This is a genomic window from Paenibacillus chartarius (assembly GCF_042432825.1).
GTDB classification, from domain to species: domain Bacteria; phylum Bacillota; class Bacilli; order Paenibacillales; family NBRC-103111; genus Gordoniibacillus; species Gordoniibacillus chartarius.
Genome location: NZ_JBHLWN010000018.1, coordinates 1 through 8,254, shown reverse-complemented (window position 1 = coordinate 8,254; position 8,254 = coordinate 1). Strand labels below are relative to the sequence as shown.

Below are 8,254 nucleotides of genomic sequence, written 5' to 3'. Positions count from 1 at the left end.
TTTCTCCCCTCGGGGAGAAAGCTTTTTTAAATGAGTTTACACAAAGATCTTGACAGACCCCCATAATTCCTCGATTCCGCCTTCAGCCTCCCCTTGATTGCCGCGCATGACAATGTCCGAGAGAACCGCTTCCAGAGCCGCCTTGGTAAATTCCGTTTCATCCATGGGTTCACGTTCCGACGTCATCCGTATAGTAAACCAATCATTGTATTTTATTTCATAAGAGCTCTTCTCCAACGATAGCTCACCTCCGTTTACAAGCGTTATGTTACCGATCTGCTTGCTTCACCTCGTTTTTACTGCGGGGTCCACTCGCTCCACATCTCTTTGACCACTTGCAGCTTTCCGACTTCCAGCAGTCCGATGACCTCCGTATACTGCATATCCGTCCATCCCGATGTGATCGTACCGTCCTTCATCCGAGCCACATAGACAACGGCTTCGATCCGATTCTCTTCCTTCATGTAGGTCAACAGGTTTTCCATCAAATAGGAAGGAGTTATGCTATCTGCACTCTCAGTCATGTTTCATCATTCCCTTCGAATCGTACATACATTTCAATATCGTTTCCTCAGCCTTGCCCCTTTATCCACGATTAACCAAAATTTTAGTTAATTTTCTCCAACATCATTGCGGAAACTAACTGCAGTACAATTAGCCCGACAACGGAGGTTAAACCACTTATGGATCACACGCAAAACGTGCAAAACCAGCTGCAGGATGCAACAGCAAGCATCGAAGCAACCGATTCGGACGAAGTGCTGAGCTTCTACATCGGCAAAGCAGTCAACGAGTGCATGAAGCTCCAAGCAATAGGGCCTATTTCCGAACAAAATGTCGAGCATCTTCTGACCCAGCTTGCATATGACTGCTACCGTGTCGGACACATTGCTCCTCGACAATCTTAACTAAAGGAGGTGAAATGAACATGACCGAAGGCATGAAGCGCAGCACTGCGGACCAAATTTCCGCGAGCACGGAGGATACACCGGCAACCTCTGCCAAAGAAAGTAATGAAACCGACATCCAAATGAAGTCCGAGAAAGCCGCTTTCCGGGAAGAGCAAAGTGCGCTGGAGTAATTGGTCAGACTGTTGAGGAAACCCTCAACAGTCTATTTTTTTGATCGACACAACCGGACACGACTGGGCACGAATGGATTGGAACTTTATCGATTTTGCGGGTAAAATGGAAGTAAATCTACGAAAAGCAGGTGATCGGCAGGTGAAGCATAAACTGCTCATTTCTATTATTTTATGGCTATTCATAGGATCATTAATGAGCGCTGCCTCCGCACATGCGGCCGTATGGGATCGGATTAAGGATATTTATGACGCACCGGAGAAGATCAACGAGCTCCAAGCAGATTTGACTGAAGCGGCACAGCAAATCGAGGAATCCCGAAAGCAAGCGGAGAGTCTTCTTCAGCAAAATGCCGAACTGCAGAGGCAAAACGAGGCATTAGCCCAGCAAAATAAACAATTGCAGAGCCAAATGGAAAAAATGAATGCGGAACGCAGCACCTTATATCGCCAGCTCACCTCTACGGGTATCACGGCAATCCTGCTCGCCCTTGGATACTTTGCCGCCGTACGCATATGGCGCTACACCGTCTGGCGCAAGCAGCGCAGGGACAACCAAGAGGTAAATTTATCATGAAGGTAACTGCTCCTCAGCCTACCGGACACGCACGAATCGAGCTGCAAAGCGAGGACAGGCTCCATGTTCTGCATCCGGAGTCCATTCTGGCATACCGGGGCCAGCCCGATCAACGGGAGGACCGATGGATGGACCTGGGGGGGCTGTACAGCAAACGAAGATGGATTCGTTCCGTGCTGACCGGTCCTTCCGAATTCCTTCTCGGTCTTCCTGCCGGACACACCCTGACAACCTACGATCTTCCCGCCGATAGTAACCTGCTGTTTGATTTACGCCATGTGATGTACTTCACGAACGGGATGTCCATGAAGAATAAGATGTTGAAGCTGAAGACGGCTTGGATCTCCCGGGATCTGATCCGGATGAGGTTTTCCGGTCCGGGTACCCTCGGGCTCTTGACCGTCGGGGATGCCGCGGTGATGAAGCTTGATCCGGTACAGCCGCTCTTTGTAGATAAGAACGCACTCATCGCCTACCCGGAGGATGCCTCTATCAAGCTCTCCGTTTACGGCAACTCTATCGCCAGCCAGCATATGCGTGTGCAGTGGGAGATTCGGGGAAAGGGGAGCGTGCTCGTTCAAACGGGCTCCCTCGACCGCCGATTGGAGGAACGACTCTCGGGGGACGGCTGGTTGAAACGGCTGCTGCGGGAAGTACTGCCTTTCGGAAGCGTTTATATTAAATAAATACCACGTCCTGCTCCTCCCCAAACTCATTGATCCCCCCATAACGGTTGAAAAATAGGGCTATCCCGGCATCTTCCGATGACGCAAGGATAGCCAGCTCTCATAAGGGAGTCTGGTGCCGCATTCATACTTGCTAAACCCGCGATTGCGGGAGCCAGACCTTCAAAACGGCAATAGCGCCATGATGCATTGAAGCAGCAAAGCATCTCTACATGGATCGGTTCGTCCGAAGGCCGGAACTAGGGTGATTTGGTTGCCGCACAGCGCTGTGGCGCTCAAACATGTGCAAAAGTTTGCACAACCTTCATGGGAAAGATAGGGCTACTCGTCGCTCTTTACCAAATTTTCACCTTGCTGTTTCTCAATAACGGGTTGTTGTTCCAATATTTGTGTGATAAGATACAATTGAAAGCGCAACCAAATTTCTTTTTGCGAAAGAAGGTGGTGCAAACCGGGCGGTAAATCCAAAGTGAATCTTTAAAAGCGATCAGGTCAATTCACGAAAATGTGCAAACGTTTGCGCAAGAACTCATTTGGAGGGATGAATGTAATGATTTACAGGCAATCGCAGCTTAAACAAGCTGCAGCGCTGCTCCTCAGCATTTTGCTCGTCGTATCCATGTTCCTGAACGCCCCGAACAAATCGAATGCTGCGGTAGCCGGCGATTTTAAAGCGGCAGTAATGGGACCGCTTTCACAGGTAACGGACTGGAATGCGTTTAAGAGCCAGCTTCAAACTCTGAAAGCGAACAATGTTTATGCCATCACGCAAGATGTGTGGTGGGGAACGGTGGAAGGCGCCGGCGACAATCAGTTCGACTGGAGCTATTACCGGCAGTACGCCAGCGTCGTGAAAGAAGCCGGACTTAAATGGATTCCGATTCTCTCTACGCACAAATGCGGCGACAACCCGGGCGATGCTTGCTTCATTGAGATCCCGTCATGGATTTGGAGCAAAGGCACAGCCGACGAAATGAAGCTGAAAAGTGAAACCGGTTACATCAACAGCGAAGCCGTGTCTCCATTATGGAGCGGGATCGGACAGCAGTACAAAGAGCTGTACACGGCTTTTGCCCAGGCATTCGCAGATTACAAATCGATCATTCCGAAAATCTACCTGAGCGGCGGTCCTTCCGGCGAGCTCAGATTTCCGTCGTACTACAAGCCGGCCGGCTGGAGCTACCCGTCGCGCGGACATTTCCAAGTGTATTCGGAGCATGCCAAGCAAGCGTTCCGCAGCGCTATGACGGCCAAATACGGCTCGCTGCAGGGAATCAATTCCGCATGGGGAACGAGCTTGACGAGCGTCAGCCAAATCAGCCCTCCTACGGACGGAGACGGATTCTACACATCGGGAGGCTACAATTCCGCTTACGGCAAAGACTTCCTGAGCTGGTATCAGAGCGTGCTTGAAAACCACCTCGGCGTCATCGCCCAGGCTGCGCATGAAAGCTTCGACCCGGTATTTGGTGTGCCGATCGGCGCCAAAATCTCGGGCGTTCACTGGCAGATGGCGAACCCCTCCATGCCTCACAGCGCCGAGCATGCCGCAGGCTACTATGATTACAACCGCCTGATCCAGAAGTTCAAGGATTCCGGGCTCGACCTCACCTTTACTTGCCTGGAAATGTACGATGCCGGAGGCGCGCCGAACTACAATTTGCCATCTACGCTCGTTGACCAAGTTTCGTCCATCGCTAATAGCAAGGGCGTGCGCTTGAACGGGGAAAATGCGCTGCCGACCGGCGGGAGCGGTGGCTTCGGCAAAATCGAAGAGAAGCTGACTCGTTTCGGTTACAGCGGCTTTACGCTGCTGCGGATAGAGAACGTCGTGAACGCCGATGGGTCGCCGACCGGGGAAATGGCTAATTTTAAAAATTACGTCACCAAGTATTCGACATCGGATCCGGGCGGCAGCAACTCGGTTACGGTGTACTACAAGAAAGGCTATGCAACACCGTACATTCATTACCGTCCGGAAGGCGGAACATGGACGACCGCGCCGGGTACAAGAATGGCGGATGCGGATGTCAGCGGCTATGCGTCGATTACGCTGAACGTCGGCAGCGCGAGCCGGCTGGAAGCGGTGTTCAACAACGGCAGCGGAACGTGGGATAACAACAACAGCGCGAACTATTTCTTCAATCTCGGCACATGGACCTATACGCCTGGAGCGAACGGGGGGCCCGGCACGATAACGCAAGGCAAGCCGGACGGCGGGCAGCAAGGCAATTCGGTAACCGTTTACTATAAGAAAGGCTACGCAACGCCTTACATCCATTATCGTCCGGAAGGCGGAACGTGGACGACCGTGCCGGGCGTGAGAATGTCGGATGCGGACGTCAGCGGCTACGCCTCGATTACGCTGAACGTCGGCAGCGCGAGCCGGCTGGAGGCGGTATTCAACAATGGCAGCGGAACATGGGATAACAACAACAGCGCGAACTATTTCTTCAATTTAGGCACATGGACGTACACGCCGGGAGCGAACGGTGCGCCGGGAAGCATATCGCAAGGAAAGCCCGGCGATCCGCCGCCCCCCGTCAATCTCGCCGACTGGTCGACGAAGAGCATTTATTTTATTATGACGGACCGCTTTGTGAACGGTGACACTTCCAATGACAACTACGGCGGATTTGCAGCGAATAAAAACGATATGGGAAAATGGCACGGCGGCGACTTCCAGGGGATCATCAATAACCTGGACTATATTAAAGGGATGGGCTTCAATGCGATTTGGATAACGCCGGTCCAGATGCAGCGCAGCGACTATGCGTATCACGGGTATCATACGTACGATTTTTACTCGATTGACGGTCACCTCGGCACGCTGGAGAAATTCCAGGAGCTAGTCAATCAGGCGCATGGAAAGGGTATTGCGGTCATGCTTGACGTGGTGCTTAACCATACCGGCGATTTCTCAGGCAGCGGCTATGCCAAAGCTCCGTTCAACAATCCGGACTGGTATCATCATAACGGGGAGATTACACGGGCGGATTACGACAACAACGATCAGTGGAAAATCGAAAACGGCGACGTTGCCGGCTTGGACGATTTGAATCAAGAAAATCCGTCGGTTATGAACGAGCTTCGCAATTGGATCGGCTGGCTGGTCCGTACATCGGGCGTCGACGGCTTGCGGGTGGATACGGCCAAGCATGTGCCGAAGTGGGCGCTTAAGGAATTTGACACCGCTGCAAACACGTTTACACTCGGTGAAATATACCACGGAAATCCCGCCTATGTAGGCGATTACAGCAATTATCTCGATGCGGTCATCGATTTCCCGATGTATTACACGATTACGGATGTGTTTGCCTACGACGGCGCTATGACGAAAATCCGTGACCGTTACAGCGAAGACAGCCATTATCGGGATACGAAATATAACGGCTTGTTTCTAGACAATCATGATGTGAAGCGCTTTCTGAACATAGCGTCCGGCAACCCGGGCAATCGTTCCGACAAATGGCCGCAGCTCAAAGCTGCCCTCGGATTTTTGTTTACGTCAAGAGGCGTTCCGATCGTCTATCAGGGTACGGAGCTCGGTTATGCGGGCGGCGATGACCCGAACAACCGCGAAGATATCGTGCCGAACCCGAACCATGAGCTGTATCGTTACATTGCGAAGCTGAACGGCGTGCGGAGCGCTCATCCGGCTTTGCAGAACGGAACACAGAAGGAGAAATGGTCAGATACGAGTTTTTACGGCTTTCAGCGTTCGAAGGACGGCGACGAGGCTGTTGTGCTGATCAACAATTCGTGGAGCAGCCAATCGCGTACGATCGGAAATTTGGACAATTTACCGAATGGGACACAGCTGAAGAATCAGCTGGGAACCGATACCGCCTCCGTGAGCAATGGCGCAATACAAGTGACGATTGGACCGAAAGAGGTTAAGATTTTGACCAAGTAACACGCGCAGAGCCCTAACTCGAAAGATTTCGCGAACGAATACCGTATGTTCACCGTTGAAGAAGCACCCAGCAATACGCTCATTGGTACGATCGGTTGACGATCTCTGGCGTAGCGGGGTGCTTTTTGTGGGAATGCGGACATGCAAAATAAAAATTCCATCAAGCCATTCTCAATCCTTGTCGAAAGTTGTGCTCTGTACCCTTCACCCCTTTACGATGCGCCGGCTTTCATTATGATTAGATTTCCTTCCCGGCATTCCGGGCGTACGGCCCACATTCTGCTTCGAACGATTCGACACGGTTCGTTGCATATGCTAATAATATGCAGTTCTTGCGGCGCACCTGAGCTTTCGATTCCAACCTTGTTAACGATTACAAGGCTGGAACTATTAGACCTAGCCCGGGTTTCCAAATTTCATAAACCTCTGGCCTGTTACGGCCCGTACAGCTGCGGCAGGTTATTCTATAATAATGAAGATGAAAAAGTTGAGCTTCTGGTGTCGCGTTTTGGGAACAATGATATTAATCCCTACTTGCCGCTAATTTACACAGGGGACCTGTCCCGAAGTCGACTACAATGGTACTGTTACCGGAATCTGGCGTATGCGGGATTTCGGCAGTTCGCCGGGTAGCTGTCCTCAGTAATCGGAAAACTAAGTGAAATCACTTGCAGGATGCCGCCGGCTGTTAAAGAATATATAATGTAACGGTATGGAAGGAGTGGAGCGGGTGGAGCTTGCGGCTTTGAAAGAGATTATCGCGAATAGTAGGCATATTGTATTTTTCGGTGGTGCGGGGGTGTCTACGGAGAGCGGAATCCCGGATTTCCGTTCGGCCGCAGGTTTATATCAGAAAAGAACGAAATCGCCTTATCCCCCTGAAGTGATGCTGAGCCATAGCTTTTTTATGGAGCATACGGAGCAGTTTTTTGAATTTTACCTGGAACAGATGATTTACAAGGATGCCCGCCCCAATCAAGCTCATATCGCATTGGCTCAATTAGAACTGGCAGGCCGTCTCCGAGCGGTCGTCACGCAAAATATCGACGGTCTCCATCAGCAGGCCGGCAGCCGCAACGTCTTGGAGCTGCACGGCTCCGTTTACCGCAATACGTGCATGACGTGCTCGGCGTCGTATAATTTGGAGTATGTGCTGCTGCATGCGGTCCCGGTACCGAAATGCAGTCGCTGCGGCGGGACGGTAAAACCGGACGTAGTGCTGTATGAAGAGAGCTTGGATATGGAGCTTCTGAACCGCGCCAGGGATATGATTGCTGCTGCGGATGTACTGATCGTCGGCGGCACTTCGCTAACGGTTAACCCGGCAGCCGGACTTGTGAGACAATATAACGGCGATAAGCTTGTTATTATCAATAAAACGCCGACACCGTTCGACAGCAGAGCGAACTATTTGATTCATGGCAGTATCGGCAAAGTGTTAAATTCGATTCTGTGAAAATATTCCACTTGCAACGACGGCATCCAGATGATAAGATACATTTCGTTGTCCCGTTCAAGTCGCAGTGAGTCGATGAGAACGATGGCAAAATAAGTAGTTGCAATACGGTGTCGAACTATGATATATTAATTTTCGCTGTCACACATTGACGGTGAAAATAGTAAGGCAACGGATGTTCCTTGAAAACTGAACAACGAGTGAAGAAACAGCAATACAAACACGCAAGTGTTATCAATGAGCAAGTCGAACTACCCTTATTGGAGAGTTTGATCCTGGCTCAGGACGAACGCTGGCGGCGTGCCTAATACATGCAAGTCGAGCGGATCTTGTCCTTCGGGGCAGGGTTAGCGGCGGACGGGTGAGTAACACGTAGGCAACCTGCCTGTAAGACCGGGATAACTACCGGAAACGGTAGCTAAGACCGGATAACCAACTCCGCCGCATGGCGGAGTTGTGAAACACGGCTCGGAATTTATGTTCTGGCTGTGGCTTACGGATGGGCCTGCGGCGCATTAGCTAGTTGGTGGGGTAACGG

At 51.3% G+C, this 8,254-nt stretch carries 8 protein-coding genes and 1 rRNA gene; 7 read left to right on the top strand and 2 right to left on the bottom strand.

The window, feature by feature from the left end; translation table 11 throughout:
• Positions 1–36 precede the first annotated feature (36 nt).
• On the bottom strand, positions 37–237 hold the full coding sequence (locus ACFFK0_RS03170) for a hypothetical protein (protein WP_377468436.1): 201 nt from the start codon (positions 235–237) through the stop codon (positions 37–39).
• A 59-nt stretch (positions 238–296) separates the two neighbouring features.
• On the bottom strand, positions 297–524 hold the full coding sequence (locus ACFFK0_RS03165) for a hypothetical protein (RefSeq protein ID WP_377468435.1): 228 nt from the start codon (positions 522–524) through the stop codon (positions 297–299).
• Between the two features lie 159 nt (positions 525–683).
• Between ACFFK0_RS03165 and ACFFK0_RS03160 the strand changes: the two genes are divergently transcribed.
• The 7 genes from ACFFK0_RS03160 to ACFFK0_RS03130 all read left to right on the top strand — a co-directional run.
• Entirely contained in the window at positions 684–908 is a 225-nt protein-coding gene (locus tag ACFFK0_RS03160; RefSeq protein WP_377468434.1) for a hypothetical protein, read from the top strand.
• A 20-nt stretch (positions 909–928) separates the two neighbouring features.
• Positions 929–1,081 carry a hypothetical protein gene (locus ACFFK0_RS03155; protein ID WP_377468433.1) on the top strand — a complete coding sequence of 51 codons (153 nt, stop codon included), beginning with the start codon at positions 929–931 and terminating at the stop codon, positions 1,079–1,081.
• A gap of 40 nt (positions 1,082–1,121) precedes the next feature.
• Positions 1,122–1,658 (top strand): hypothetical protein, encoded by a 537-nt coding sequence (locus ACFFK0_RS03150; protein WP_377468432.1) that lies wholly within the window; start codon positions 1,122–1,124, stop codon positions 1,656–1,658.
• Complete coding sequence (locus ACFFK0_RS03145; RefSeq protein WP_377468431.1) at positions 1,655–2,344, top strand: AIM24 family protein; 690 nt, start codon at positions 1,655–1,657, stop codon at positions 2,342–2,344. The genes ACFFK0_RS03150 and ACFFK0_RS03145 overlap by 4 nt, the downstream gene beginning before the upstream one ends.
• A gap of 550 nt (positions 2,345–2,894) precedes the next feature.
• Entirely contained in the window at positions 2,895–6,260 is a 3,366-nt protein-coding gene (locus ACFFK0_RS03140) for a family 14 glycosylhydrolase (RefSeq protein WP_377468430.1), read from the top strand.
• Positions 6,261–6,990: 730 nt separating this feature from the next.
• Positions 6,991–7,716, top strand: coding sequence for an NAD-dependent protein deacylase (locus ACFFK0_RS03135; protein ID WP_377468429.1), 726 nt, complete (start codon positions 6,991–6,993; stop codon positions 7,714–7,716).
• 257 nt (positions 7,717–7,973) lie between these two features.
• Positions 7,974–8,254: ribosomal RNA gene (locus tag ACFFK0_RS03130) — 16S ribosomal RNA — on the top strand; the annotation flags it as partial.

What these genes read in the sequence shown, in the direction of transcription:
- ACFFK0_RS03165 (WP_377468435.1), bottom strand. Translation starts at nt 524, where the DNA reads ATGACTGAGAGTGCAGATAGCATAACTCCTTCCTATTTGATGGAAAAC.
- ACFFK0_RS03160 (WP_377468434.1), top strand. Translation starts at nt 684, where the DNA reads ATGGATCACACGCAAAACGTGCAAAACCAGCTGCAGGATGCAACAGCA.
- ACFFK0_RS03155 (WP_377468433.1), top strand. Translation starts at nt 929, where the DNA reads ATGACCGAAGGCATGAAGCGCAGCACTGCGGACCAAATTTCCGCGAGC.
- ACFFK0_RS03145 (WP_377468431.1), top strand. Translation starts at nt 1,655, where the DNA reads ATGAAGGTAACTGCTCCTCAGCCTACCGGACACGCACGAATCGAGCTG.
- ACFFK0_RS03140 (WP_377468430.1), top strand. Translation starts at nt 2,895, where the DNA reads ATGATTTACAGGCAATCGCAGCTTAAACAAGCTGCAGCGCTGCTCCTC.